Consider the following 24,896-nt stretch of genomic DNA (forward strand, 5'->3'; position numbering starts at 1 on the left):
GTGTAAATCATGCACTGGCTTTTAACACACTGTTGAGTTCTCAAGAAACGGACGCGTTCACCGTCGTACCGCCCGGTGGCGCTTTTTCGTTTCGTCCGTTGTGTCTCTATTCTAGCGCCTCGCATTTTCGTGTCAAATTCGCTGATTTGACAGAATTCACGCAGGACGACAGAAATATCGACCACCCCGTCTCCGGGGCAACCCTCACAACTTACCGTGACATCTGCCCGCTGTCGAATCAAACGGTTTTCCGCCGATGCGAAGCCAAGCCGATGGAGGCTAGCCGAGAGAGTGGGTTCCGCCCCGGGCCCGTCCACCGCGTAGGTGTCCGGCTCGCTCCGTGGGCGAAGAGAAGACTAAGCCGGGATCGCGCCGCCGTCAAATCACGGCTCGGAACCGGCGCGCCGGCCCCGCTATCCTCGCCAGGTGACCAGCGCCCCCACGATCGCCAGACCGGAATCCGCCCGCCGGCGCCGCCCCGCCGTACCGCTGTGGCCCTTCCCCGCCGTGGCCGCCGGGGTCATCGCGCTGGCCGGCAGCACGACGCCCACGTTGAACGGCGACGAGCTGGCGACGCTGAGCGCGGCCAGGCGGTCGGTCTCCGGACTGTGGACGCTGGCCCAGCACATCGACGGGCACTTCCTGCCGTACTACCTGTTCATGCACCTGTGGCAGCTCGCCGGGGAGTCGGTGCTGTGGTTGCGGCTGCCGTCGATCCTGGCGGTGGCGGTCGCGGCGGGGTTGCTGACCGACCTCGGGCGGCGGGTCGGCGGCCCTCTGGCGGGGCTGGTCGCGGGTGGGTTGTTCGCGGTGCTGCCGTCGGTGTCCTACTACGGGGCCTTCGCCCGGCCGTACGCCTTCGCGGCGGCGGCCGTGGTGTGGTCGTTCTGGGCGTTGCACCGGGCTGTCGCCGGAGAGGGCGGAAGCCAGGAGGAGCACAAGGACGAGCGACACGAAGGGCGATCAGGAGCGCGGCGAACGGGACGGTGGGTGGTGTACGGCTGCTCGGTGCTGCTGGTCGGGTGCACGCACCTGTTCGCGGTGCTCGTGCTGCCCGCCCATCTGCTGCTGGCCCGCCGTGCCACCGTGGTGAGGCTGGTGACGGCGCTGGCCGCCGGGTCGGTGCCGGCGCTGGCGCTCGGGGTGCTGGGGTACGGGGAGCGGCACGCGATCTCGTGGATCCCGCAGCGCGGACCTGACGTACTGCTGAAATATCCGGACATGGTGGCGGGGGCGGCGCTCCCCGGTCTGCTCCTGTTCGCCGCAGCCCTGCTCCCCCTGGTCCTGCTGCGCAAGCGGAGCCCGTGGTGGGCCTACGGCTGGTTGCTCCTGCCGCCCCTGCTGCTGCTGGCCACCTCACACCTGCTCACCCCGGTGTACGTCGACCGCTACCTGTTCGTCGCCGCCCCCGCGTTGGCGCTGCTCGCCGCGCTGGGCGTGACGGCACTCCCCCGGCCCGTCAACGCCGTCACCTCCGGGCTCGTCGCCGTGGCGGCGGTCAGCCTCGCCGTACCCACGCACCTGGAGCTCCGCGAGCCGAACGGCCGGTTCGACAACCTGCCCTGGGCGATCTCCAGGATCGACGCCGAACCGGGTGACGCCCTGGTCTACGGGCACAGCCAGCTCCGCACCGGTTTCGAGTACTACGGCGGCCGGCTGCCGGACGACGTGCTCAAGCTGGGGCCGGACCCGCGGCCGGGCGGGTTCAGCTTCGACGAGCGGCCCGCGGCCCCCGAGGTGTTCGAGAAGCACGAGCGGGTGTGGCTGGTCTGGCGCGGGGATCGGAAGGCGGCGGCGAGGTTGCGCCGGGTGGCCGAGGTCGAGGCGGCCGGGTTCGAGCAAGCCCGGTCCTGGCACTCGGGCGACAGCCCCGGCCTGACCGTCGCCCTCTACACACGCTCCTGAATCACCCGGCGAGCTCGTCCACGCGCGCAGCCGACCAGATGCGGCTGCGCAGGTCGAGCCCCCTGATCACCTGCACCCGGTACGGCTCCAGCCGCAGCACGTGGAGCTTGGGGTCGGCCGGGCTCTTCCAGAAGCTCCCGAGCGGATACCCCGCCCCTCGCGGGCTGCCCTTGCCGTACAGGCTCCAGACGTGCCGCTTGACGTCGATCTCGTCCACCCAGGTCGCCACCGTGTCCACGGCGACCGCGTTCTGCTTGGGCGTCCAGTAGGAGAAGCCGGCGTGCGGGTTGCCCGCGAGGTGGGCGGCCTTGACCGGGGTCTTGTACGTGGCCAGCCAGCCGAGCGGCCGGCCGTCCACGATCTCCCACACGGGGATCAGCACCCGGGCCCGGGGCCGGCCCCTGCCGTCCACGGTGGTCATGGTCGCGTACACGATGTCGCCGATGTACGTCTCGAACTCGTCCCTGATATCCGCGAAGTCGGTCATGACACCAAGGTGCCGTGACCGACTTCGGGTTCTCTTCGGATCTACTGCGGAGCTACCTCGACGCCGCCGATGGACTTCTTGCCCCGGCGCAGCACCAGGTAGCGCCCGGCGAGCAGGTCGGACTCGACCGGCACGTAGGACTCGTCGGCCACCCGCTCGTTGTTCAGGTAGGCGCCGCCCTCCTTGACCGCCCGGCGGGCCTCCGACTTGGAGCCGACCAGCCCGCTGTCGGCCAGGAGGTCGACCAGCGTCGCGCCGAGCGCGGGCACCTTCACGAAGGGCACCTCGGCCAGCGCCGCGCCCAGCGTCGCGGCGTCGAGCTCGGCCAGCGAGCCCTGCCCGAACAGCGCCTTGGAGGCGGCGATCACCCGGTCGAGCTCCTCGCGCCCGTGCAGCAGCGCGGTGAGCTCCTCGGCCAGCGCGCGCTGGGCTTCGCGGGCGAAGGGCCGCTCGGCGACCGCCTTCTCCAGCTCCTCGATCTCCTCGCGGGTCTTGAAGGTGAAGACCTTGAGGTAGTGGATGACGTCACGGTCGTCGGTGTTGAGGAAGTACTGGTAGAAGGCGTACGGCGAGGTCATCTCCGGGTCGAGCCAGAGCGTGCCGGTGCCGGTCTTGCCGAATTTCTGGCCGTCCGCCTTGGTGATCAGCGGCACGGTCATCGCGTGCACGTGCGCGCCCTCGACGCGGCGGATCAGGTCGGTGCCCGCGGTCAGGTTGCCCCACTGGTCGCTGCCGCCGACCTGCAGGACGCAGCCGTGCCGCCGGTAGAGCTCCAGGAAGTCGTTGGACTGCAGGATCTGGTAGCTGAACTCGGTGTAGCTGAGGCCGTCGCCGGCCAGCCGCGCCGAGACCGACTCGCGGGCCAGCATCCGGTTGACCGGGAAGTGCTTGCCGATGTCGCGCAGGAAGTCGATGGCCGACATCTGCGCGGTCCAGTCGAGGTTGCTGACCATGACGGCCGGGTTCGGCAGCGCCTGGTCGAAGTCGAGGAAGCGCGAGACCTGCCCCTGCAGCCGCTTGACCCAGTTCTCGACCACGTCGGTGGCGTTCAGCGAGCGCTCGGAGTTGCGTCCGCTCGGGTCGCCGATGAGGCCGGTGGCGCCGCCGACCAGGCCGATCGGCCGGTGCCCGGCGAGCTGGAAGCGCCGGAGCGTCAGCAGGGGCACGAAGTGACCGACGTGCAGGGAGGCCGCTGTCGGGTCGAACCCGCAATACAGCGTGACCGAGCCCTCCGACAGCGCCTTGCGCAGGGCGTCGAGGTCGGTGGACTGCGCGATCAGGCCTCGCCAGGCGAGGTCATCGAGGATGTCGGTCACGTTTCTGACTTTCCTGAGGTGGATGGACTTGTGCGTACAGCCTGCCTGATCATCTCAGAACCTCGCCACTCGGATAACCTCGTTGTCCATGTGGAGGGTGCGCCGGGAACCGACGATCGCCAAGACGCTGGCCGCGCTGGCCTGCGCGGCGCTGGGCGTCTACTGGTATCTGCAGGGCGACGTCCGCGGGGTGATCCTGGCCGTGCCGGCGACGCTGCTGCTGGGGGCGATGGCGCTGCGCGACTTCGTGGCTCCGGTACGGCTGGCCGCCGACCACGACGGCCTCACCGTGGTCCACGGCTACGCCGGCCGGCTGCGCATCCCGTGGGAGCAGGTGCAGGACATCAAGGTCGACGTCACCCGCCGGTACGGCAGGCGGGGCGAGATGCTGGAGATCGACACCGGCGAGAACCTGCACATCTTCAGCCGCGCCGACCTGGGCACCTCGCCCACCGAGGTGGCCGCCGAACTGCGCCGGTTGCAACGCGCCTAGGTCCGTTTGCGCGGCACGTGCCGCCGGTAGGGCGACACGGTCGGGTCCCCGTCGATCCAGAAGCGCCACGGCGTCTCCGCCCCGGTCGCGACGCCGGTGCGCGGCCCGGCCTGGATCGTGCCGGGGGGCGTCCCGGTGAGCACGTCGCCGATCATGTCGCGGCCGTTCTCCGCGCGAGCGATCCCGAGCGCCACCGCCAGCCGGGCCGGTCCGCGGGCCAGTTCCCGGTCGGCCACCGCGCCGCCCCGCCTGGCGCGGGCGAGCTCCAGCCCGTCCACGATCTCGCCGCCGCGCAGCAGCACGCCGGAGCCGTGCCCCTCGGGCAGGCAGACGAGGTTGGCGCAGAAGTGCATGCCGTAGGTGAAGTAGACGTACAGGTGCCCGGGCGGCCCGAACATGACCGAGTTGCGGGGCGTCATCCCCCGGTAGGTGTGCGCCGCCGGGTCCTCGCCCGGCAGCCCGTAGGCCTCGACCTCGGTCAGCCGCAGCGCGACGCCGCCGTGCACGACCACGCGGCCGAGGAGTTCGGGGGCGACCAGCGAGGCGTGCCGGTCGAAGAAGGCACGCGGCAGAGCCGGGCCCCACGGGGAGACCCGGCTGTCGAAGACCGCCGTGCTCAGGAGCCCGCGGCCCAGGCCGCCTGGCCGTCGACCGTCTCGCGCAGCGCGCCGAGCTGGTCGCGGACCCGGTCGGGCGCGGTGCCGCCGAAGGCCTTGCGGGCGGCGAGCGCCCCGGCCACGTCGAGCACGTCGCGCACGTCGGGCGTCAGGTGCGGGGAGACCTTGACCATGTCCTCGTCGGACAGCTCGTGCAGGTCGACGTCGTTGACCTGGCAGTAGACCACCAGGTGGCCGACCGCCTCGTGCGCCTCGCGGAACGGCACGCCCCGCCGTACCAGCAGCTCGGCCAGGTCGGTGGCCAGCGCGAAGCCGTCGGAGGCGGTCTCGGCCAGCCGGGAGGTGTTGACCCGCATGGTGGCGACCAGGCCGGCCATCGCGGGCAGCACCAGGAGCAGGGTGTCGACGGTGTCGAAGACCGGCTCCTTGTCCTCCTGCAGGTCGCGGTTGTAGGTCAGCGGCAGGCCCTTGAGCACGGTCAGCAGCGACATGAGGTTGCCGATGAGCCGGCCGGACTTGCCGCGGGCCAGCTCGGCCACGTCGGGGTTCTTCTTCTGCGGCATGATCGACGAGCCGGTGGAGTAGGCGTCGTCCATCTCGATCCAGCGGAACTCCTGCGAGGCCCACAGGACGATCTCCTCGCCCAGCCGCGACAGGTGGATGCCGATCATCGCGGCGTCGAAGAGGAACTCGGCGGCGAAGTCGCGGTCGGCGACGGCGTCCATCGAGTTGGGCGCGGCGGCCGAGAAGCCCAGCTCCTCGGCGACGGCGACCGGATCGAGCGGCAGCGAGGAGCCGGCCAGCGCGCCGGAGCCGAGCGGGGAGACGCCCGCGCGCTTGTCCCAGTCGCGCAGCCGGTCGATGTCCCGCGCGAAGGCGTGCACGTGGGCGAGCAACTGGTGGCCGAAGGAGACCGGCTGGGCGTGCTGCAGGTGGGTCATGCCCGGAGCGGCGGTGTCGGCGTGCCGCTCGGCCTGCTCCATCAGCGCCGTCTCCAGCTCGACCAGGCGCGAGACGATGTTGCGCACGTGGTCGCGCAGGTACAGGCGCAGGTCGGTGGCGATCTGGTCGTTGCGCGAGCGGCCCGCGCGCAGCTTGCCGCCGAGCGAGCCGAGCCGCTCCAGCAGGCCGCGCTCCAGCGCGGTGTGCACGTCCTCGTCGGCGACGGTCGGCCGGAACTCGCCCGCCTTGCAGGCGCGCTCCAGGTCGTCGATCGCGCCCAGCATGCGCTCGAGCTCCTCCTGGCTCAGCAGGCCGGCCCGGTGCAGCACCCGCGCGTGCGCGCGGGAGGCCGCCAGGTCGTACGGCACCAGCCGCCAGTCGAAGTGCACGCTCACCGACAGCCGTGCCAGCGCGTCGGCCGGTCCGCTCTCGAACCGTCCGCCCCACAGCCGCATCGGCTTGCCACCTTCACTCATGGTCACGAATCCTAGCTTCGTTCGTTGTTCTCGGCCGACGGCTTGTCAGTGACGCCGGTAGTCGGACGCCGGTAGTCGGACGCCGGATGTCAGTGACGCCGGTCGGCCAGTCTCAGCAGGGTCTCGGCCAGCACCGGGCCGCCCTGCGGGTCACGGCTGATGACGAGGATGGTGTCGTCCCCGGCCACGCAGCCCAGGATCGACTCCCAGCCGGCGTGGTCGATGGCCGAGGCGAGGTACTGGGCGGCGCCCGGCGGGGTGCGCACGATCACCAGGTTGGCCGACGCCTCGGCCGAGACCAGCAGTTCCTCCGAGAGCCGGCGCAGCCGCGCCCCGGCGTCCTCCCCCGTGCCGACGCGGGCCAGCGGGATGCGCCGGCCGCCCTCGCCGGGCAACGCGTAGACCAAGGAGCCGTCCTCGGCGCGCAGCTTGAGCGCGCCGAGCTCGTCCAGATCGCGGCTGAGCGTGGCCTGGGTGACCTCCACGCCCTCCTCGGCCAGCAGCTTGGCCAGCTCGGGCTGCGAGCGGACCACCTGCCGTTCGAGCAGCTCGGTGATCTTGGCCTGCCTGGCGGCCTTGGTCATGGGAATCATCGTCGGGTCACCAGCCAGTGGAGCAGGGCCTTCTGGGCGTGCAGCCGGTTCTCCGCCTGGTCCCACACCACGCTCTGCGGGCCGTCGAGCACCTCGGCGGTGATCTCGTAGCCGCGGTAGGCGGGCAGGCAGTGCAGCACGACGGCATTGTCTCGCGCCCGGCGCATAAGGGTGGCATCGACCTGGTAGGAGGCCATCGCGGCGATCCGCTCCTCCTTGTCGTCCTGCCCCATGGAGACCCAGGTGTCGGTGGCCACCACGTCGGCCCCGGCAATGGCGTCCTCGGGGTCGGAGACGATGTGCAGGGTCGCGCCGGTCTGTTCGGCGACGGCCGCCGCGGCCTCGACGACCGCCGGGTCGGGCTGGTGGGTGGCCGGGGTGCCGATCCACACGTGCATGCCGGCCGCCGCGCCGCCGAGCAGGTAGGAGTGGGCCATGTTGTTGGAGCCGTCACCCAGGTAGGCCAGGACCAGGCCGCGGGTGTCGCCCTTGTGCTCGCGGATCGTCTGCAGGTCGGCGAGGATCTGGCAGGGGTGGAACAGGTCGCTGAGCGCGTTGACCACCGGCACCCGGGAGACCGAGGCCATGGCCTCCAGGTTGGCCTGGTCGTAGGTCCGCCAGACGATCGCGGCCACCTGGCGGTCCAGCACCCGGGCGGTGTCCTCGGCGGGCTCGCCGCGGCCCATCTGGGAGGAGCCGCCGTCGATGACCAGCGGCAGGCCGCCCAGCTCGCCGACGCCGACGGCGAAGGAGACGCGGGTGCGGGTGGAGGGCTTGTCGAACAGCACGGCGACGGTCTGGGGGCCCTCGAAGGGGCGGTAGCCGAAGCGGTCCTTCTTCATCGCCGCGGCCAGCTCGAGGACTTCGAGCTGCTCGGCCGGGGTGAGGTCGTCGTCGCGCAGGAAGTGTCTAGGCATGGTCGAATACCCCGGGGACGGCGTCGAGGAAGGACTGGATCTGCTCGCCGGTGATGGTCAGGGGCGGCGCGAGCCGTACCGCGTCGGGCTGGAGGGCGTTGACCAGGAAGCCGGCGTCCTGGAAGGCGGCCTGCACCTCGGCCGACCTGGGCTCGGTGAGCACGAGGGCCAGCCACAGGCCGCGGCCGCGCACGCCCTTGAGCAGCGGGTGGCGCACGGCCTCCAGGCCGGCGCGGAGCTGCTCGGCGACGACCTGGACGTGGGCGAGGTCCACGTGGGCCAGGACGGCGAGCGCGGCGGCGCAGGAGACCGGGTTGCCGCCGAAGGTCGAGCCGTGGTCGCCCTTGTCGAACAGGGTGGCCGCCTGGCCGAAGCCGACGCAGGCGCCGATCGGCAGCCCGCCGCCCAGGCCCTTGGCCAGCGTCAGGATGTCGGGCACGAAGCCCTCGGCCTGGTGGGCGAACCAGTGGCCGGTCCGGCCGATGGCCGACTGGATCTCGTCGGCGACCAGCAGCGCGCCCTGCGCGGCGGTGATCTCGCGGGCGGCCCGCAGGTAGCCGGGTGGCGGCGGCACGACGCCGGCCTCGCCCTGGGTGGGCTCCAGGAAGACGGCGACGCAGTCCTCGGTCACGGCCTGCTTGAGCGCGTCGGCGTCGCCGTAGGGGACGAAGCGCACCTCGACCGGGAACGGGCCGAACTGCTCGCGGATGGCGGGCTTGCCGGTGAGCGACAGGGCGCCGATGGTCCGGCCGTGGAAGCCGTTCTCGGTGGCGACGAAGAAGCTGCGGCCGGTCTGCTTGCCGTACTTCACGCAGAGCTTGTAGGCGGCCTCGTTGGCCTCGGTGCCGGAGTTGGCGAAGAAGACCCGGGCCGGCCGGCCGAGCAGCTCGACCAGCTTCTCGGCGAGCAGCACCTCGGGCTCGTGCAGGAAGAGGTTGGAGGTGTGGGCGAGGGTGGCGACCTGGGTGGAGACCGCCTCGACCAGCGCCGGGTGGGCGTGGCCGAGCGAGGTGACCGCGATCCCGCCGATCAGGTCGAGGTACGGCCGGCCGTCCACGTCCCAGACGGTGCAGCCCTCGCCGCGGGCCAGCGCGAGCGGCGGCACGCCGTAGTTGGGCATGAAGACCTGCTCGAAGCGGTCGCGCAGGGTCATGACGGCATCACCATGGTTCCGATCCCCTCGTCGGTGAAGATCTCCAGGAGCAGGGCGTGCGGTTCGCGCCCGTCGAGGACGTGCGCCTGGGGGACGCCTCCCCTGACCGCGGTGAGGCAGGCCTCCATCTTGGGGACCATGCCACTGGACAGGCCGGGCAGCAACGCCTCCAGCTCGCCGGCCGACAGCCGCCGGATGACCGTCGGGTCGTCGGGCCAGTCGCGGTAGAGGCCTTCGACGTCGGTGAGGACGATGAGCTTCTGGGCCTGCAGGCCGACGGCCAGCGCGGCGGCCGCGGTGTCCGCATTTACATTGTAGATTTCTCCGTCGGCGCCGACCGCGATGCTGGAGACGACCGGGATGCGGCCGTCGTCGAGCAGCGCCCGGACGGCTCCGGGGTCGACCGCGACGATCTCGCCGACCTGGCCGATGTCCACCTTCTCCCCGTCCACCTCGGCGAACTTGCGCTCGGCGGTGAACAGCCGGGCGTCCTCGCCGGACAGGCCGACGGCGAAGGGGCCGTGCCGGTTGATCAGGCCGACCACCTCGGGGCCGACCTTGCCGGTCAGCACCATGCGGACCACGTCCATGGCCTCGGGCGTGGTGACGCGTAGGCCGGCGGTGAAGTGCGACTCGATGCCCTGCAGGGCGAGCTGACGGTTGATCTGCGGGCCGCCGCCGTGCACCACGACCGGCTTGAGCCCGGCGTAGCGCAGGAAGACCACGTCCTCGGCGAAACGCTCGCGCAGGGACTCCTCGGTCATCGCGTTGCCGCCGTACTTGATGACGATGGTCGCGCCGTGGAAGCGGGCCAGCCAGGGCAGCGCCTCGATCAGGATCTCGGCCTTGCTCATCGAGGCGCTCACGAGCTGTAGGCCGAGTTCTCGTGGACGTAGGCGGCGGTCAGATCGGTGGTGTGGATGGTGGCGCTGTGCGTGCCCGCTGACAGGTCGACGGTGATGGTGACGTCGCGCGGGCGCATGTCCACCTTGGACCGGTCGTCGCCCACCGCGCCGCCGCGGCATACCCAGATGCCGTTGATCGCCACGTTGAGCCGCTCGGCCTCGAAGACGGCGTCGGTGGTGCCGACCGCGGCCAGCACCCGGCCCCAGTTGGGGTCCTCGCCGTGGATGGCGCACTTGAGCAGGTTGGAGCGCGAGACCGCGCGGCCCACGGTGAGCGCGTCGGCCTCGGAGGCCGCCCCGACCACCTCGACCGCGATCGCCTTGGAGGCGCCCTCGGCGTCCACCAGGAGCTGGCGGGCCAGGTCGGCGCAGACCTCGGTGACCTTGCGGGCGAACTCCGCCAGGTCGGGCCGCACGCCGGAGGCGCCCGACGACAGCAGCAGGACGGTGTCGTTGGTGGACATGCAGCCGTCGGCGTCGAGCCGGTCGAAGGTGGCGGCGGTGGCCGCGCGCAGCACGGCGTCGAGCTCGTCGCTGCTCACCTCGGCGTCGGTGGTGATGACGCAGAGCATGGTGGCCAGGGCCGGGGCGAGCATGCCCGCGCCCTTGGCCATGCCGCCGACCATGTAGCCGCCCTCGCCGCGCTTGAAGGAGATCTTCGAGACGGTGTCGGTGGTGCGGATGGCGTCGGCCGCGGCCAGGCCGCCGTCGCGGGTGAGCTGGTCCTGGGCGGTCTCGATGCCGGCCAGGAGCTTGTCCATGGGCAGCCGCTCGCCGATCAGGCCGGTGGAGCAGACGGCGATCTCGCCGGCCGAGTCCGCCAGCAGCTCGGCGACCTTCTCGGCGGTGGCGTGGGTGTCCTGGAAGCCCTCCGGGCCGGTGCAGGCGTTGGCGCCGCCGGAGTTGAGGATGACCGCGCGCAGGCGGCCGCCGCTCAGCACCTGCTGCGACCAGAGCACCGGCGCGGCCTTCACCCGGTTGGCGGTGAAGACGCCGGCGGCGGCGCGGCTCGGGCCGTCGTTGACGACGAGGGCGAGGTCGCGACTGCCGCCGGACTTGATGCCGGCGGACACGCCTGCGGCGCGGAATCCCAAGGGGGCGGTTACGCTCACGGAGCTACTCCAGTGAAGGGGAGGCCGGTGGTCTCGGGCAGGCCGAGGGCCAGGTTGACGCTCTGGATCGCGCCCCCGGCCGTGCCCTTGGTGAGGTTGTCGATGGCGATGACGGCGACGATGCGCCGGGTGCGCTCGTCGAGGGCGACCTGGACGGCGGCGGTGTTGGCGCCGTAGGTCATCTGCGTGGCGGGCCACGTGCCCTCGGGCAGCAGGGTCAGGAAGGGCTCGGCGGCGAAGGCCTTGGCGTAGGCCTCGCGCAGGCCGAGCTTGGTGACGCCGGGCACGGCGGGCGCGGTGCAGGTGGCCAGGATGCCGCGGCTCATCGGGGCGAGGGTCGGGGTGAAGGAGACCTTCACCGGGCCGCCGGCCAGGGCCGACAGGCCCTGTTCCATCTCCGGGGTGTGCCGGTGCACGCCGCCGGCGCCGTAGGCGCTGACCGAGCCCATGACCTCGCTGCCCAGCAGGTTCGTCTTGGCGGCCTTGCCTGCGCCGCTGGTGCCGGAGGCGGCGACGACGACCACGTCGGGCTCGGCCAGACCGGCGGCGAAGGCCGGGAAGAGCGCGAGGTTGACCGCGGTCGGGTAGCAGCCGGGCACCGCGATGCGGCGGGCGGTGCGCAGCGGGTCGCGCAGGTCCGGCAGTTCGGGCAGGCCGTAGGGCCAGGTGCCGGCGTGCTCGCCGCCGTAGAACTCGGCCCAGGCGGCGGGGTCGGCGAGGCGGTGGTCGGCGCCGCAGTCGGCGACGACGGTGTCGGCGTCGAGCTGCGCGGCCACGGCGGCCGAATGGCCATGCGGCAGCGCGAGGAAGACGACGTCGTGCCCGGCCAGCGTCTCGGGGGTCGTCTCCTGGATGATGCGCCCGGCCAGTTGCGGCAGGTGCGGCTGGTGCGCGCCGAGCGGGTCGCCGGCGCTGGTGGCGGCGGTCAGCGCGCCGATCTCGATCCCTGGATGCCCGAGCAGCAGGCGGAGGAGCTCGCCGCCGGCATAGCCGGAGGCCCCCGCCACAGCCACCTTCCTGCGCTGCATGTTTATTCGCCTTTACTCATGTTCTTGCGTTGTGAAGATTATGCACGCGCAGGCATGGACATGCAAGCCGCCTGATCTAGCGCGCCGTACTGACCGGTCGGTAGTGTGAAATCCCGCACAACGTCACCCCTGGAGTTGCGCAACCATGAGCCCTACGAACGCCCAGGTCGAGGCCCAGCTCACCGCCCCTGGTCAGTTGTTCGAGATGGAGGAGATCGGGGACACCGGTGTCCGCACCTGGAAACACGCCCCCCAGCACTTCCGGACGCTCCTGGAGAACAGCCGATGGCAGGGCGCGAACGTCTTCCTGGCCTACGAGGACGAGCACCTCACCTATGAGGAGCACTACCGCCTCGCCGCGACGCTCGCCCGCCGCCTGGTGGAGGACTACGGCGTGGCCAAGGGCGACCGGGTCGCCATCGCGATGCGCAACTACCCCGAATGGGTCATCTCCTTTTCTGCGGTCCTGGCCGCCGGCGGCATCGCGGTGCCGCTCAACGCCTGGTGGACCGAGCAGGAACTGGCCTACGGCGTCAGCGACTCCGGCGCCAAGCTGCTGATCGCCGACGACGAGCGGGCCGAGCGGCTGGCCTCCACCGGCGTCCCGATGATCGTCGCGCGCAGCGAGCAGTGGCGCGAGGTCCTCGGCGAGGTGCGGGCCGACGTCACCCTCCCCGAGGTCGAGCTCACCGCCGACGACCCGGCGACGATCTTCTACACCTCCGGCACGACCGGGCACCCCAAGGGCGCCCTGGGCACCCACCGCAACCTCGGCCAATCCCCCATGACCGTCGCCTTCGGCCTGATGCGCGCGGTCGCGCTGTCCGGCAAGGACCCCGGCGAGGCCAGCGCGGTGCGCCGGGTGACGCTGCTCACCGTGCCGCTCTTCCACGTGACCGGCTGCTTCTCGGCCCTCACCACCACCATGTTCACCGGCGGCGGGCTGGTGCTGATGTACAAGTGGGACCCGGAGCGGGCGCTGCAGCTCATCGAGCGCGAGCGGGTCACCACCATGATCGGCGTGCCGACCAACGCCTGGCAGCTCATGTCCCACCCCGACTTCGGCAAGTACGACCTGTCCTCGCTGACCACCCTCGGGTACGGCGGCGCCCCGGCTCCGCCCAAGCTGCTGGAACGCATCAACGACAATCTGCCGCAGCGCGCCGCCTCCAACGGCTACGGCATGACCGAGACCACCGCGCTGGCCATCGGCAACGGCGGCGCCGACTATCAGGCCAGGCCGGACAGCATCGGCCAGCCCTCCGCCGTGGTGGACGTGCGCATCGTCGGGCCGATGGGCGACGAGCTGCCGGTCGGAGAGGTCGGCGAGCTGTGCGTGCGCGGCCCCAACGTGATCAAGGGCTACTGGAACAAGCCCGAGGCGACCGCGCAGACCTTCGTCAACGGCTGGCTGCACACCGGCGACCTGGCCCGGGTGGACGAGGAGGGCTTCGTCTACATCGTCGACCGGGCCAAGGACATGGTCATCCGGGGCGGCGAGAACGTCTACTGCGCCGAGGTCGAGGCCGCCCTGTTCGAGCACCCGGCGGTGGACGACGCCGCGGTGATCGGCGTGCCGCACGACGAGCTCGGCGAGGAGGTCGGCGCGGTCGTCCGGCCGGTGCGCGGCGCCTCGGTCTCGCCCGAGGAACTGCGGGACTTCCTCACCGAGCGGATCGCCAAGTTCAAGATCCCGGCGCACTACTGGTTCCGCGAGGACGAGCTGCCGCGCAACCCCGGCGGCAAGATCCTCAAGACCCACCTGCGCCGGGAGGTCCTGGGCGCGTGATCAGGCCGCGGCGTCGTACGGCTCGCCGAGGTGCTCGGCGATCACGCGGGTGATCGGCGTGACGGTCGGCAGCCGTTCGGCGGCGAAGTAGCCGGGTTTGTGCGAGCGCAGCAACGCCTCACCGCTGCGCTCCCACCGGAAGCCCTTGCGGTTGAGCAGCCGCGCGAACACCGCCCCGGCCTTCTCCGGGTCGCGCGCGGCCAGCCGCCGGATCGGCACCGGCGAGACCGCGTCGCCGCGCAGGTAGCCGCTGAGCAGCTCGCGGTAGCGCGGCTTGACCAGCAGCCGCGGGTCGGCGAACACTTCCTTGAGCGCGGCGAAGTCGGCGTAGTAGCCCAGCCCGTCCACCTCGTCGAAGATCAGCCCGACGCTCTCGGCGCGGGTGACGTGCTCGGGCAGGGACACCGGCCCCGGCCGTGGCCCGCCGAGCCGATCGGCCTGGTAGGCGAGATACCCCGCCAGCCGCTCGGCCACCTCCGACCCGTGCGCCACGAACTGGTCGGCCCCGAAGTAGGCCACGAAGCACCGCCGCTGCTCGGCCTGGAGCAGCCGCGCCCGCGACAGGATCTCCGGGTTGCGGAAGACCAGCGCCGGATTGGCCAGCGCGGTGTGCGCCGCGGCCGAGGCGAGCTGCGCCCGCATGGCGGCGGTGTGCACCGCGGGCGGGCAACTGATCAGCCAGTCCTGGCCGAGCGGCACGAGCCGGCCGACCACGAACATGCCAGGCTCCAGGTGGTCGAAGGCGCCCTTGCCGAGGTCGGAGAAGGTCCGGTAGGTCAGCTCGTCGACCAGGTTGAGCAGCACCACGGCACGCGCCTCGACCTCGCGCACCTCGAAGATGCCCTCGACGACGTGCTTCCAGCCGAGCAGCAGCTCCCGCTCGCGCTCCGTCAGCTCGGGGTGATCGGCCACGAACCGGTCGAGCACCGTGTCGCCGCCGGGCAGCGGGTGCTGCAGCACGAAGTAGTCGACCGGCAGGGCGGCGTTCGCCTCGTCGGCGGGCGGGCCGGCGGCGTAGAACCGGTCGAGCACCTTGCGCAGCTCGGTGGCGAACCGTCCGGATGTGGCGTAGTGCACCAGCTCGGGCTTCAGCTCAGCGGCCCTCGTCAGCAGACTCATCATCACTCCTCGTGTCGGAAGCGACACTAACGGCATTCGGGGTGGGGGCGCCTGGAAATCGTTTGCTTTGGCCGCCTGCCGTACCTGAGAATCGACACTCGTGCCCGACCGGTTGAAGACTCTGCTGTCCCACCTGCGCATGGACCTCAGTCCGCTGCGCACTTCCAGCGACTTCCGGTTGTTGTTCGGCTCCGGGGCGATCGGCATGTTCGGGTCGTTCCTGTCGATGATCGTGCTGCCGTTGCAGATGTACGAGCTGACCCGCTCCACGCTGAACGTCGGGCTGATGAGCCTGGCCGAGTTCGTGCCCATGGTGGTCTGCGGGCTGTGGGGCGGCGCCATCGCCGACGCGCTCGACCGTCGCAAGATCGTGCTGTACACCGAGGTGGGTCTCTGCCTCGCGGTGGCGGCGCTGCTGGTCAACGCGATGCTGCCGGACCCGCAGGTCTGGGTCCTGTACGTCATGGGCGCGCTGGTGGCCGGGCTCGGCTCGCTGCAGCGGCCCAGCCTGGAGGCGCTCACCCCGCAGGTGGTCCGGCACGACCAGCTCACCGCCGCCGCCGCGATCAGCAGCTTCCGCTGGAACCTCGGCGCGATCGTCTCGCCCGCGCTGGCGGGCCTGATCTTCTCCTGGTACGGCGCGGCCGCCGCCTACGCGATCAACATCGTGACCTACGCGGCCTCGCTGGGGCTGCTCTGGCTCATCCGCGCCCGGCCTCCGGCGGAGCACACGCCTCCCGCGTCCTTGCGCAGCATGGTCGAAGGGGTGCGGTACGCGGTGAGCCGGCGCGACCTGATGGGCACCTACCTGGTCGACATCGCCGCGATGATCTTCGCCTTCTCCACCGCGCTCTACCCGCTCATCGCCGAGCGCTTCGGCGGCTCGCAGTGGGCCGGCCTGCTCTTCTCGGCCAGTGCCGTGGGATCGCTGCTCGCCTCGCTGACCTCCGGGTGGACGGCGCGGGTGCACCGGCACGGGCTGGGCGTCATCCTGGCCGCGGCCGGCTGGGGCGGGGCGGTCGTGCTGGCCTCGCTCATGCCCAGCCTCTGGGGCGTCCTGGCCTTCCTGGCCCTGGCCGGGGCCGCGGACATGATCAGCGGCATCTTCCGCGCCACCATCTGGAACCAGACCATCCCCAACGAGCTGCGCGGGCGGCTGGCCGGGATCGAGCTGCTGTCGTACATGACCGGCCCCATGCTCGGCAACGCCCGGGCCGGGTTCATGGAGCAGCTCGGCGGCTGGCGGTTCTCGCTCGGCGCCGGTGGTGCGCTCTGCCTGGCCGCGGTGGGCGCGCTGGCGGCCTGGCTGCCGTCCTTCCGGACCTACGACGCCCGGACCGACGAGCACGCCCTGCGCGAGAAGGCCCGCCGCGAGGCCGCCGAAGCCGCCGACCACCCCAAACCCGCCTGACCCCCGGCCATGGCCGGCCGCGCCACGATCCAGGCGGTCGCGGCTCGGCCGGCGGGGCTTTGGGTCAGAGGTCTGCGGACTCGCCTCGCGCGAGCCTGGTGTAGGCCGTCTCCTCCTGAAGCCAGGCGTCGGCGTACTCCCTCCCGATCCGGCTGAGGTGGATGTCGTGGATGGGGAACCCCCGCGCCGGGCGAACGTCCCGGACGAACTGGACGGCCTCGCCGACCTTCAGCCACGGCCCGGCAGCCGGGATCAGCAGCGTCTCCACCTCGGCGTCCGGGACGAACAGCGAGTCTCCCGGGTGGTAGAGACCGTTGACCACATACCCGAGGTTCGGGCAGCCGGGCAGTGCGTCGATCACCTCGGCGTGCCTGCCGCCCACCGCCTGGACGGTGAAGCCCGCGATCTGCCTGCGCTCCCCCGCCTCGATGGCCAGCCCGCCCAGGTCACCGGCCAGCGCCGCATGGGTGTGCACGGTCAGCGCCGGGTCGCCCGCCTGAGCGGCCTTCAGCGCCTCGACGTCCACGTGGTCGGGGTGCTCGTGGGTCACCAGCACGGCGGTGGCCCCGGCGAGCGCCGCCGCGGCGTCGGCGAACGTGCCCGGGTCGATCACCAGCGCGCGGTCACCGTCGTCCAGGCGGACGCAGGCGTGCCCGAAATGCGTCAGTCTCATCGGCCCACCCTAGGCCGCGAGGACCCCGGGCACCATCCAGTCGATCACTCCTGCTCGCGCCAGCCGCCCGCCTGCTCGGCCAGCTCGTCCAGCCGGGTCAGGTCCTCGCGGGTCAGCCGGTCGTCCGGGTCCTCCACGACCACGAGCCATTGGGCCGCCTCCGCGTCGTCCTCACCGGCCAGCGTCTCGCGCACCACCTTCGGGATGCCGAGCCATGGGTGCCACTCCGCCACGGTCTCGGCCGCTTCCTCGGCGTCGTCGCGCTCCTCGAACACCAGCAGCTGCCTCATCGCCCCAGTATCCCGCCACCCGCACGCCTCCCGGAAAACGCCGGCGGGCCCACCGGATCCCCGCAGAGAACCGATGGGCCCGCCGGCCCGCGTGCAAGGTCAGGCGCCGCGGAGGCGGGCGCCCACCCGGTCGGCGGCGACCGCGACGGCGGCGTCACGGGCCGCGGTGGTCTCCTCCACCGTCAGCGTCCGGTCGGCCGCGCGGAAGCGCAGCGTGTAGGCCAGGGACTTGTGCCCCTCCCCCACCTGCTCACCGCTGTACACGTCGAACAACCGCACCGACTCCAGCAGCTCGCCCGCACCGTCGCGCAGCGCGGCCTCGACGTCGGCCACCGGGGTGAAGTCGGGCACGATGAGCGCGACGTCCTGGGTGGCCACCGGATAGGACGCCACCCGCGGCGTCTCGACCGGCCCGGTCAGGTGCGCCTCGACCCGGGTGAGCTCGAACTCCATGGCGCTCGTGCGCGGCGGCAGGCCGTACGCCTCGATGACGCGCGGGTGCAGCTCGCCGGCGTGGCCGACGAGGGTGTCCCCCACGTACAGGGCGGCGCAGCGGCCCGGGTGCCACGGCTCGTGCTGGTCGGCGGAGACGTTCAGCTCGACCCCCGCAGCACGGGCGATGGTGCGGGCGGCCTCGACCGCGTCCGCCCACCCGGCCGCACGGCCCTTGCCCCACCAGCCGGACCGCTCGAACTCACCGGCGAGCACGACCGCGACCCGGTACGGCTGCGCGGGCAACGCCTCGGCGACGGAGGCGAGCTCCTCCGCCGAGGGCCGCCGGTCGACGCGGAGCACGGGCGCCTGGGCAGGAGCCCCGGCCCGCGGCCGGTAGACCAGGCCGTTCTCGAACAACGCGACGTCGGCGAAGCCGCGGCCCACGTTGCGGGCGAGCATCTTGAGCAGCCCGGGCAGCAGGGTGGTCCGCATGACCGGCTCGTCCTCCGACAGCGGGTTGGCCAGGCGGGTGGCCAGGCGCCGCGAGTCGTCGGCGGGCAGCAGCAGGTTGTCGAGGTCACGCTCACCCATGAACGGGTAGGCCAGCACCTCCACATACCCGGCGGCGGCCAGCGCCCGGCCGACCCGGCGGCGCAGGCGCTGCCCCTCGGTCAGCCCGGCCCCGGCCGGGGCCTTCGGCAGCACGGAGGGCAGCTTGTCGTAGCCCTCCAGCCGGATGACCTCCTCGGCCAGGTCGTTGGGGTCGGTCAGGTCGGGCCGCCACGACGGCGGGGTGACCGTGATCATGTCGTCGCCGGTCACGGACAGGTCGACCTCGCCGCCGGAGACGACCCCGGTGGCGTCGACGCCGCCGCGCCGCCCGGCGGGCGAGGAGCCCGCCTCGACGAGGCAGCCGACCTGCTCCAGGCGGGCGATGACCGCCTCGCGCGGGTAGGAGATGCCCGCCACCGCGCCGGGATGCCCGGTCGGGATGGCGATGCGCTGCGGCTCGACCTCGGTCTGGGCGTGCGTGACGCCCGGCCGCACCTGGGCGCCGCCCAGCTCGGCCAGGAGCTGGACCGCCCGCCAGGAGGCGATGAGCGGCAGCTCGCGGTCGACCCCGCGCTCGAAGCGCTTGGACGCCTCGGAGACCAGACCGTGCCGGCGCGACTCGCGGGCGATGCCGGAGGCGGAGAAATGCGCCGCCTCGATGACGATCTCGGTCGAGCTGTCGGAGATCTCGGTCTCGAGGCCGCCCATGGTGCCGGCCATCGAGATCGGGCCCGAGTCGTCGGTGATGAGGATGTCGTCGGGGTTGAGCGTGCGCACGACGTGGTCGAGCGTCTCGAGCTTCTCCCCCGCACGGGCCCGGCGCACCACGATCTCGCCGGACAGCTTGGTCCGGTCGAAGGCGTGCAGCGGCTGGCCGAGCTCCAGCATCAGGTAGTTGGTGATGTCGACGGCCAGCGAGACCGGGCGCATGCCGGCGCGGGTCAGCCGCGTGCGCATCCGCAGCGGGCTGCGCGCGCCGGGGTCGAACCCGGAGACCTCGCGCAGCACGAAGCGGTCGCACGCGCTCTCGTCGGCGATGGAGGCCGGATAGGAGCCGCTCGCGTCCGCGTCGGCCGCGGCCATCGCCTCGGCGCCGATCAGGGCCGGGTCGCGGAAGGGCACCTCGAAGGCGGTCGCCGCCTCGCGGGCGACGCCGCGGATGGACAGCGAGTACCCCAGGTCGGGGGTGATCTCCAGCTCCAGGACCTCGTCACGCAGGCCGAGCAGCTCGACGACGTCCTCCCCGATCGGGGTGTCGGCGGGCAGCACCATGATGCCGTCGTGGTCGTCGCCCAGGCCCAGCTCGCGCTCGGAGCAGATCATGCCCTCCGACAGCCGGCCGTAGGTCTTGCGCGCGCCGACCTCGAAGCCGCCGGGCAGCACGCCGCCGGGCAGCACGACCGGCACCTTGTCGCCGACGGCGAAGTTGGTCGCGCCGCAGACGATCTGGCGCGGCTCGGCCCCCTGGTTGCCGGGGCCGACCTCGACGATGCAGTGCCGGATCGGCTTCTTGAAGCCGGTCAGCTCCTCGATGGCCAGGACCTGCCCGACCACGACGTTCTTCACGTCGTGGCCGTGGGAGGTGATGGCCTCCAGCTTGAGTCCGGCGGCGGTGAGCCGGTCGGCGACCTCTTGCGCGGTGACCGCGGGGAGGTCGACATACTCCCGCAGCCAGGAAAGCGGGACCCTCATCAGATCTCCATTCCGAACGGGAGGGTGAAGCGGACGTCGCCCTCGACCATGTCACGCATGTCCTCGGCGTTGTGGCGGAACATCAGCGTCCGCTCCACGCCCATGCCGAAGGCGAAGCCGGAGTAGACCGACGGGTCGACCCCGGCGGCGATGAGCACGCGCGGGTTGACCATGCCGCAGCCGCCCCACTCGATCCAGCCCTCCGACTTGCAGGTGCGGCAGTGCGGATTGCCGGGGATCGCCGAGGCGCCGCGGCAGACGAAGCACTTGAGGTCGAGCTCCGCCGAGGGCTCGGTGAAGGGGAAGTAGTTGGGGCGGAAGCGCGTGGTGATGCCCTCGCCGAACATGACCTCGGCGAAGCGGTCGAGCGTGCCCTTCAGGTGCGCCATGGTCAGGCCCTTGTCGACGGCCAGGCCCTCGACCTGGTGGAAGACCGGGGTGTGGGTGGCGTCGAGCTCGTCGGTGCGGAAGACCTTGCCGGGCGAGATGACGTAGACCGGCAGCTCGCGGGTGAGCAGCGCGCGGATCTGCACCGGTGAGGTCTGGGTGCGCAGCACCTTGCCCGAGTCGGTGGACTCCACGAAGAAGGTGTCGTGGTCGGAGCGCGCCGGGTGGTCGGTGGCGATGTTGAGCGCGTCGAAGTTGAACCACTCGCCCTCCAGCTCGGGGCCCTCGGCGACCTCGTAGCCCATGGCCACGAAGGTGTCGGCGATGCGCTCCTGCAGCGTGGTGAGCGGGTGGCGCGCGCCGACGGGGCGGCGGTCCCACGGCAGCGTCACATCGACGGCCTCCTCGACCAGCACGCGGGCGTCGCGCTCCGCTTCGAGCTCGGTCTGCCGGGCGGCGAGCGCCTCGTTGATCGCCTTGCGCGCGCCGCCGATGCGCTTGCCCGCCTCCGAGCGCGCGGCCGGCGGCAGCGCACCGATCTCACGGTTGGCCAGGGCGATGGGCGAGCGGTCGCCGGCGTGGGCGAGCCGGACCTGCTTGAGTGCGTCGAGACTGTCGGCGGCCTTGATCGCCGCGAGGGCGTCGGCCTCCATGCGGGACACCTCGTCGGCATGCAACGGGGTCACCTCGACGGGGTCGTAGTCAGACAAGACATAGCTCCGTATCCAGGGCTTGAGCGGACCCGAGTCTAGCCGGGTCACGCCGAAGGGATCGCGCCGCTCGGGGCGCCTGTGGAAAACCTTGGAAGCCCACCGGGGCCGGCGACCTCGTCAGGCGAAGTCGGGTGTGCCGGTGGGCACGGTAAATCGGAACTCGGCGCCGCCCTCGGGGGCACGCTGCACGGTGATCGTGCCGCCGTGCGCCTCGACGAGGCCCTTCACGATGAACAGGCCGAGACCGGTGCCGCCGCGCCGGCGGCTGTTGCCGCGCCAGAACTGGCGGAAGACGCGCGGAGCCAGCTCGGGCGCGATGCCCTCGCCCTGGTCTCGCACGCTCACAGCAGCTCCCCAGCCGACGGATTCGATGTCTATGGTCACTTTACCGCGTCCGTGGCGCACGGCGTTTTCGACCAGGTTGGCGAGCACCTGGTCAATTTTGTCCTGGTCGAGCCACATCTCCGGCAGATCGGCCGCGGCCCGCAGGTCGAAGCGGTCGGGCGGCTCCCCGGCGGCGATCCGGCCGGCGATGACGCGCTGGGCGCGGGCGGGCAGGTCGACGACCTGCCGGTGCACCTCCAGGCGGCCCGACTCGATGCGGGAGACGTCGAGCAGTTCGGTGATCAGCCGGGTCACCCGGTCGGCGTCGTGGTTGACCGTCTCCAGCATCACGCGCTTCTGCTGGTCGGTGAAGCGCTCCCACTTGGCCAGCAGCGTGGCGGTGAAGCCCTTGACGCTGGTCAGCGGCGAGCGCAGCTCGTGGGCGACGGTGGTGACCAGGTCGGCGCGGCTGCGTTCGAGGCGGGTGCGGGCCCCGCCGTCCCGCAGGGTGATCGTCACGCGCTGCACCTCGCCGCCGCGTTCGGGCTCGCGCACCAGCCGCGCGGCGACATAGAGCTCCTGGCCGCCGGGCAGGTGCACCGGCCGCTCGGGGACCCGGGTGCGGGTGCGCAGGCCGCTGTGCACGTCGAGCGACTTCCACCACTCGCGGCCGTCGTGGTCGCGGAAGGGGAAGACGTCGTCCATCACCTGGCCGCTAGCGCGCTCGGCGCTGACGCCGGTCAGCCGCTCGGCGGCCCGGTTGACCGCCAGCACCTGCCCGTGCCGCCCGGCGACGATGAGACCGTCGGGCAGGTCGTCGATGGTGATCATGCTTTCGGGAGCCCTCGGGCTCCCGCCGCACGCCGAGTCCGCCGCCTGACCGCCGGTTTCCTCGCCGTGCACGAACCCCGCCTCCTCGACCTACAACGCCGACAATAGCGGGTTTCCCGTCAGGCCGGGGAGCGCTGAGCGCGAGCGGACGCGTACAGGCAGACAGCGGCCGCGGTCGCCAGGTTGAGGCTCTCGGCCTGTCCGTAGATGGGCACCCGGACGGCCTCGTCGCACACGTCGAGCACCTCCTGCGGCAACCCCCACGCCTCGTTGCCGAACACCCAGGCCGTCGGACCGGACAGGTCCACCTCGTCGAGGGTCCGCTTGCCGCTGCCGTCGGCCGCCAGCACGCGCAGCCCCCGCGCCTTCAGATCCTGTACGGCACGCGTCACCGGAGCGCCGATGACGACCGGCAGGTGGAACAGGCTGCCCGCGCTGGCCCGCACGCACTTGCCGTTGTAGGGGTCGACCGAGGCGTCGGTGAACACCACCGCGTCGGCCCCGGCGGCGTCGGCCGTCCGCAGGACCGTGCCGGCGTTACCGGGGTCGCGCACGTGCGCCAGCACGGCCACCAGCCGCGCCTCGGCGGTGAGCGCCTCCTCCAGGGGGACGTGCACGAAGCGGCAGACCGCCAGCAGCCCCTGCGGCGTCACCGTCTGGGCCAGCTCGGCCATCACCTCGCCGCTGGCGCGGTGCACCTCGGCCCCGCCCAGCCGCGCCTCGGCCAGCAGGTCGGCATGGCGCAGCTCGGCCTCACCGGTCGCGAACACCTCCAGCGTGACCCCGTCCAGGCGCAGCGCCTCGCGCACCGCCTGCGGGCCCTCGGCCAGGAACCTGCGGTCCTGCTCGCGGAAGGAGCGCTTGGTCAGCCGGCGCGCGGCCTTGACCCGCGGCGCGCGGACGTTGGTGAGCTCGGACCCCGTCATGCGTCCCCCATCCCATCGGAAGCGAGCGGCCCGCCCCGCCGGGGCGCCGCGTGAAAAAGGCGAAGGGCCCACCGGACAACGTCGGTGAGCCCTAGGCGAAGTCGCTGGATCAGCCGGCGACCGGCGCGTTCACGTTCGCCGGAAGGGCCTTCTTGGCGGCCTCGACGAGCGCGGCGAAAGTCTGGCCGTCGTTGACCGCGAGGTCGGCCAGGATCTTGCGGTCGACCTCGACACCCGCCAGGCGCAGACCCTGGATCAGGCGGTTGTAGGTCATGCCGTTGGCGCGGGCCGCGGCGTTGATGCGCTGGATCCACAGGCGGCGGAAGGCGCCCTTGCGGTCCTTGCGGTCACGGTAGGCATAGGTCATCGAGTGGAGCATCTGCTCCTTGGCCTTGCGGTAAAGGCGCGACCGCTGGCCACGGTAACCGCTCGCCCGCTCGAGGACGACCCTGCGCTTCTTCTTGGCGTTGAGCGCCCGCTTCACGCGTGCCATGTTCTTATCTCCCCGGGGTTCGTCGCGTTACTTAGCGAGCAGCTTCTTGATCTTCTTGGAGTCGGCGTCGGACAGCACGACATCGTTCTTGAGACGGCGCGTCAGGGTGGACGACTTCCACTCGTTGTAGTGCGCACGGTTCGCACGACGCCGCTTGATCTTGCCAGAGCCGGTCAGCTTGAACCGCTTCTTCGCACCACTGTGCGTCTTCATCTTCGGCATATGCCGTCTCTCCCTCAAAATCGTCGTTCACACGGAGCAGGGCAGCCGCGATCGCGACTTCCTCCCCCGTCCTCCTGGGCGGTCTGCCGGGCCCGATGGGGATCAGGCCGGTCCCGCCTGGCGCCGCGCGCCGGGCGGGCCTCGGGGCCCGGCCCGGGCGGCGGCATCCCGGTCTGCGGTGGCTGGGTCACCCGCGGCTGTCGCCAGGCCGTCGACGATCGGAACGTCGGCGGCGGCGGTCCGCCAGTAAGGCTAACCCGAACGGAGCGTTACGACTCCCCGTCGTCCAGGCTCTCGCCCGGCTCCGCGCCTTCCCGCTGCGCCTTGGCGGCGGCCTTCTCGGCCTTCGCCTCGGCCTTCTTCTTGTGCGGACCGATCACCATGATCATGTTTCGGCCGTCCTGCTTGGCGTGGGACTCCACGAAGCCCAGCTCGCTGACGTCGTCCGCCAGCTTCTGGAGCAGGCGGAAGCCCAGCTCCGGACGCGACTGCTCACGCCCGCGGAACATGATCGTCACCTTGACCTTGTCCCCCGCCTTGAGGAACCGCACCACGTGACCCTTCTTGGTCTCGTAGTCGTGCGGGTCGATCTTCGGCCGGAGCTTGATCTCCTTGATGATCGTGTGCGCTTGATTCTTGCGCGCCTCGCGCGCCTTCATCGCGGACTCGTACTTGAACTTGCCGTAGTCCATGAGCTTGCACACGGGCGGTCGTGCCGTGGCCGCGACCTCGACGAGGTCGAGGTCGGCCTCCTGGGCGAGCTTCAACGCGTCGTGGATCGAGACGATGCCGACCTGCTCACCGTTGGGGCCGACGAGGCGAACCTCGGGCACACGGATGCGCTCGTTGATGCGGGGCTCAGTGCTGATGGGGCCTCCTAGGTTTGCGATCCCTACGATGCTCGTCGTGCTCGGGGCCCTGGAGAACCTGCTGGAGGAAAACCAAAAGCCCCGCACGTCGCGCATGCGGGGCCACTGAACCCGCTGGTGCGAGTTCCCCGGAGTGAAGTCCGGCGTGATCCTGGACCCGGCCGCCTCGCGGCGACTCGGGTGGGAGGGAGACCTCCGCTTGCGCGTCTGGCGGAAGTGCCAGACC

General features: G+C 71.7%; 24 protein-coding genes. 4 read left to right on the forward strand and 20 right to left on the reverse strand.

Translation table 11 applies throughout. From position 1 onward, the window contains the following. Positions 1–426: 426 nt before the first annotated feature. The gene (locus ACIBG7_RS19620; protein WP_397337135.1) at positions 427–1,905 is read left to right on the forward strand and encodes a glycosyltransferase family 39 protein; all 1,479 of its coding nucleotides are present in this window, start codon (positions 427–429) and stop codon (positions 1,903–1,905) included. 1 nt (position 1,906) lies between these two features. On the opposite strand, the gene ACIBG7_RS19625 is transcribed toward ACIBG7_RS19620, so the two are convergent. Both ACIBG7_RS19625 and tyrS read right to left on the reverse strand, forming a co-directional pair. Then, on the reverse strand, positions 1,907–2,392 hold the full coding sequence (locus ACIBG7_RS19625; protein WP_397337136.1) for a pyridoxamine 5'-phosphate oxidase family protein: 486 nt from the start codon (positions 2,390–2,392) through the stop codon (positions 1,907–1,909). A gap of 41 nt (positions 2,393–2,433) precedes the next feature. Next, a complete protein-coding gene (gene tyrS, locus ACIBG7_RS19630; RefSeq protein ID WP_357934750.1) occupies positions 2,434–3,708 on the reverse strand; it encodes a tyrosine--tRNA ligase in 1,275 nt (424 codons plus the stop codon). A gap of 88 nt (positions 3,709–3,796) precedes the next feature. Here tyrS and ACIBG7_RS19635 point away from each other — a divergent pair, with 88 nt between their 5' ends. Beyond that, complete coding sequence (locus ACIBG7_RS19635) at positions 3,797–4,201, forward strand: PH domain-containing protein (protein ID WP_357934752.1); 405 nt, start codon at positions 3,797–3,799, stop codon at positions 4,199–4,201. On the opposite strand, the gene ACIBG7_RS19640 is transcribed toward ACIBG7_RS19635, so the two are convergent. From ACIBG7_RS19640 to argC, 8 genes are all read right to left on the reverse strand, one after another. Continuing rightward, entirely contained in the window at positions 4,198–4,836 is a 639-nt protein-coding gene (locus tag ACIBG7_RS19640; protein WP_397337488.1) for a DNA-3-methyladenine glycosylase, read from the reverse strand. The two genes, ACIBG7_RS19635 and ACIBG7_RS19640, sit on opposite strands and share 4 nt — an antisense overlap. Further along, entirely contained in the window at positions 4,818–6,236 is a 1,419-nt protein-coding gene (gene argH / locus ACIBG7_RS19645) for an argininosuccinate lyase (protein ID WP_357934755.1), read from the reverse strand. Before argH ends, ACIBG7_RS19640 begins: the two co-directional genes overlap by 19 nt. Positions 6,237–6,325: 89 nt before the next feature. Further along, a complete protein-coding gene (locus tag ACIBG7_RS19650; protein ID WP_357934758.1) occupies positions 6,326–6,829 on the reverse strand; it encodes an arginine repressor in 504 nt (167 codons plus the stop codon). Then, positions 6,826–7,746, reverse strand: a complete 921-nt coding sequence (gene argF, locus ACIBG7_RS19655) for an ornithine carbamoyltransferase (protein ID WP_357934761.1) — start codon at positions 7,744–7,746, stop codon at positions 6,826–6,828. Before argF ends, ACIBG7_RS19650 begins: the two co-directional genes overlap by 4 nt. Then, entirely contained in the window at positions 7,739–8,899 is a 1,161-nt protein-coding gene (locus tag ACIBG7_RS19660) for an acetylornithine transaminase (RefSeq protein WP_397337137.1), read from the reverse strand. The genes argF and ACIBG7_RS19660 overlap by 8 nt, the downstream gene beginning before the upstream one ends. After that, positions 8,896–9,753 (reverse strand): acetylglutamate kinase, encoded by an 858-nt coding sequence (gene argB, locus ACIBG7_RS19665; RefSeq protein ID WP_357934766.1) that lies wholly within the window; start codon positions 9,751–9,753, stop codon positions 8,896–8,898. Before argB ends, ACIBG7_RS19660 begins: the two co-directional genes overlap by 4 nt. Positions 9,754–9,761: 8 nt before the next feature. After that, positions 9,762–10,916, reverse strand: a complete 1,155-nt coding sequence (gene argJ, locus ACIBG7_RS19670; protein WP_397337138.1) for a bifunctional glutamate N-acetyltransferase/amino-acid acetyltransferase ArgJ — start codon at positions 10,914–10,916, stop codon at positions 9,762–9,764. Next, positions 10,913–11,944, reverse strand: coding sequence for an N-acetyl-gamma-glutamyl-phosphate reductase (argC, locus tag ACIBG7_RS19675; protein WP_397337139.1), 1,032 nt, complete (start codon positions 11,942–11,944; stop codon positions 10,913–10,915). Before argC ends, argJ begins: the two co-directional genes overlap by 4 nt. A gap of 145 nt (positions 11,945–12,089) precedes the next feature. Here argC and ACIBG7_RS19680 point away from each other — a divergent pair, with 145 nt between their 5' ends. Continuing rightward, positions 12,090–13,733: an AMP-binding protein gene (locus tag ACIBG7_RS19680; RefSeq protein WP_357934776.1), complete on the forward strand. Its 1,644-nt coding sequence runs from the start codon at positions 12,090–12,092 to the stop codon at positions 13,731–13,733. Here the strand turns inward: ACIBG7_RS19680 and ACIBG7_RS19685 are convergent, their stop codons facing one another. Then, entirely contained in the window at positions 13,734–14,852 is a 1,119-nt protein-coding gene (locus tag ACIBG7_RS19685; protein WP_397337140.1) for a hypothetical protein, read from the reverse strand. Positions 14,853–14,952: 100 nt separating this feature from the next. Here ACIBG7_RS19685 and ACIBG7_RS19690 point away from each other — a divergent pair, with 100 nt between their 5' ends. Then, positions 14,953–16,263, forward strand: a complete 1,311-nt coding sequence (locus ACIBG7_RS19690) for an MFS transporter (protein WP_397337141.1) — start codon at positions 14,953–14,955, stop codon at positions 16,261–16,263. 64 nt (positions 16,264–16,327) lie between these two features. Here ACIBG7_RS19690 and ACIBG7_RS19695 read toward each other — a convergent pair whose 3' ends face one another. From ACIBG7_RS19695 to infC, 9 genes are all read right to left on the reverse strand, one after another. After that, positions 16,328–16,936: an MBL fold metallo-hydrolase gene (locus tag ACIBG7_RS19695; RefSeq protein ID WP_397337142.1), complete on the reverse strand. Its 609-nt coding sequence runs from the start codon at positions 16,934–16,936 to the stop codon at positions 16,328–16,330. Positions 16,937–16,980: 44 nt separating this feature from the next. Continuing rightward, entirely contained in the window at positions 16,981–17,226 is a 246-nt protein-coding gene (locus ACIBG7_RS19700; RefSeq protein WP_397337143.1) for a hypothetical protein, read from the reverse strand. Between the two features lie 99 nt (positions 17,227–17,325). Further along, positions 17,326–19,905: a phenylalanine--tRNA ligase subunit beta gene (locus ACIBG7_RS19705; RefSeq protein WP_397337144.1), complete on the reverse strand. Its 2,580-nt coding sequence runs from the start codon at positions 19,903–19,905 to the stop codon at positions 17,326–17,328. Continuing rightward, a complete protein-coding gene (pheS, locus tag ACIBG7_RS19710) occupies positions 19,905–20,945 on the reverse strand; it encodes a phenylalanine--tRNA ligase subunit alpha (protein ID WP_357934951.1) in 1,041 nt (346 codons plus the stop codon). Before pheS ends, ACIBG7_RS19705 begins: the two co-directional genes overlap by 1 nt. A 177-nt stretch (positions 20,946–21,122) precedes the next feature. Then, on the reverse strand, positions 21,123–22,160 hold the full coding sequence (locus ACIBG7_RS19715; RefSeq protein WP_357934954.1) for an ATP-binding protein: 1,038 nt from the start codon (positions 22,158–22,160) through the stop codon (positions 21,123–21,125). A 119-nt stretch (positions 22,161–22,279) separates the two neighbouring features. Continuing rightward, complete coding sequence (locus tag ACIBG7_RS19720; RefSeq protein ID WP_357934793.1) at positions 22,280–23,086, reverse strand: RNA methyltransferase; 807 nt, start codon at positions 23,084–23,086, stop codon at positions 22,280–22,282. 109 nt (positions 23,087–23,195) lie between these two features. Further along, positions 23,196–23,579, reverse strand: a complete 384-nt coding sequence (rplT, locus tag ACIBG7_RS19725) for a 50S ribosomal protein L20 (protein ID WP_357934796.1) — start codon at positions 23,577–23,579, stop codon at positions 23,196–23,198. A gap of 27 nt (positions 23,580–23,606) precedes the next feature. Next, the gene (rpmI, locus tag ACIBG7_RS19730) at positions 23,607–23,801 is read right to left on the reverse strand and encodes a 50S ribosomal protein L35 (RefSeq protein ID WP_357934799.1); all 195 of its coding nucleotides are present in this window, start codon (positions 23,799–23,801) and stop codon (positions 23,607–23,609) included. A 269-nt stretch (positions 23,802–24,070) separates the two neighbouring features. Further along, positions 24,071–24,670: a translation initiation factor IF-3 gene (gene infC, locus ACIBG7_RS19735; protein ID WP_357934957.1), complete on the reverse strand. Its 600-nt coding sequence runs from the start codon at positions 24,668–24,670 to the stop codon at positions 24,071–24,073. Between the last annotated feature and the right edge of the window lie 226 nt (positions 24,671–24,896).

It is taken from the genome of Nonomuraea sp. NPDC050328, assembly GCF_044459405.1.
Taxonomy (GTDB): domain Bacteria; phylum Actinomycetota; class Actinomycetes; order Streptosporangiales; family Streptosporangiaceae; genus Nonomuraea.

What these genes read in the sequence shown, in the direction of transcription:
- rplT (WP_357934796.1), bottom strand. Translation starts at nt 23,579, where the DNA reads ATGGCACGCGTGAAGCGGGCGCTCAACGCCAAGAAGAAGCGCAGGGTC.
- ACIBG7_RS19720 (WP_357934793.1), bottom strand. Translation starts at nt 23,086, where the DNA reads ATGACGGGGTCCGAGCTCACCAACGTCCGCGCGCCGCGGGTCAAGGCC.
- argB (WP_357934766.1), bottom strand. Translation starts at nt 9,753, where the DNA reads ATGAGCAAGGCCGAGATCCTGATCGAGGCGCTGCCCTGGCTGGCCCGC.
- argF (WP_357934761.1), bottom strand. Translation starts at nt 7,746, where the DNA reads ATGCCTAGACACTTCCTGCGCGACGACGACCTCACCCCGGCCGAGCAG.
- ACIBG7_RS19660 (WP_397337137.1), bottom strand. Translation starts at nt 8,899, where the DNA reads ATGACCCTGCGCGACCGCTTCGAGCAGGTCTTCATGCCCAACTACGGC.
- rpmI (WP_357934799.1), bottom strand. Translation starts at nt 23,801, where the DNA reads ATGCCGAAGATGAAGACGCACAGTGGTGCGAAGAAGCGGTTCAAGCTG.
- ACIBG7_RS19635 (WP_357934752.1), top strand. Translation starts at nt 3,797, where the DNA reads ATGTGGAGGGTGCGCCGGGAACCGACGATCGCCAAGACGCTGGCCGCG.
- ACIBG7_RS19650 (WP_357934758.1), bottom strand. Translation starts at nt 6,829, where the DNA reads ATGATTCCCATGACCAAGGCCGCCAGGCAGGCCAAGATCACCGAGCTG.
- ACIBG7_RS19695 (WP_397337142.1), bottom strand. Translation starts at nt 16,936, where the DNA reads ATGAGACTGACGCATTTCGGGCACGCCTGCGTCCGCCTGGACGACGGT.
- ACIBG7_RS19705 (WP_397337144.1), bottom strand. Translation starts at nt 19,905, where the DNA reads ATGAGGGTCCCGCTTTCCTGGCTGCGGGAGTATGTCGACCTCCCCGCG.
- argH (WP_357934755.1), bottom strand. Translation starts at nt 6,236, where the DNA reads ATGAGTGAAGGTGGCAAGCCGATGCGGCTGTGGGGCGGACGGTTCGAG.
- ACIBG7_RS19715 (WP_357934954.1), bottom strand. Translation starts at nt 22,160, where the DNA reads ATGATCACCATCGACGACCTGCCCGACGGTCTCATCGTCGCCGGGCGG.
- pheS (WP_357934951.1), bottom strand. Translation starts at nt 20,945, where the DNA reads ATGGAGGCCGACGCCCTCGCGGCGATCAAGGCCGCCGACAGTCTCGAC.
- argC (WP_397337139.1), bottom strand. Translation starts at nt 11,944, where the DNA reads ATGCAGCGCAGGAAGGTGGCTGTGGCGGGGGCCTCCGGCTATGCCGGC.
- ACIBG7_RS19680 (WP_357934776.1), top strand. Translation starts at nt 12,090, where the DNA reads ATGAGCCCTACGAACGCCCAGGTCGAGGCCCAGCTCACCGCCCCTGGT.
- ACIBG7_RS19625 (WP_397337136.1), bottom strand. Translation starts at nt 2,392, where the DNA reads ATGACCGACTTCGCGGATATCAGGGACGAGTTCGAGACGTACATCGGC.
- ACIBG7_RS19685 (WP_397337140.1), bottom strand. Translation starts at nt 14,852, where the DNA reads ATGAGTCTGCTGACGAGGGCCGCTGAGCTGAAGCCCGAGCTGGTGCAC.
- ACIBG7_RS19700 (WP_397337143.1), bottom strand. Translation starts at nt 17,226, where the DNA reads ATGAGGCAGCTGCTGGTGTTCGAGGAGCGCGACGACGCCGAGGAAGCG.